General features: G+C 41.0%; 1 protein-coding gene. It reads left to right on the forward strand.

Annotation, left to right across the window (positions count from 1 at the left end; translation table 11 throughout):
• The coding region (locus tag AAEY55_RS18305) for a class I SAM-dependent methyltransferase (protein WP_350552672.1) at positions 1-273 on the forward strand (273 nt) is incomplete at both ends.

Raw genomic sequence — 273 nt, forward strand, 5'->3', positions numbered from 1 at the left:
GTTATGAATGATCTCATGTCTTTTGGTATTCATCGTTTATGGAAACGTCAAACAATTGCCAGCTCAGGTATTCGTAAAGGTCATCATGTATTAGATTTAGCCGGCGGTACTGGCGATTTAACTGCAAAGTTTAGCCAGCTTGTTGGCGAAACCGGTCAGGTTGTTTTAGGTGATATAAACTCTTCAATGTTAAAAGTAGGCCGCGAAAAGCTGCATAACTTAGGCCTTGTAGGCAACATTGATTACGTACAAATGAATGCCGAAGCCTTACCT

Origin of the sequence: Pseudoalteromonas sp. 120-MNA-CIBAN-0494, assembly GCF_040308885.1 — a bacterium.
Taxonomy (GTDB): Bacteria; Pseudomonadota; Gammaproteobacteria; order Enterobacterales; family Alteromonadaceae; genus Pseudoalteromonas; species Pseudoalteromonas nigrifaciens.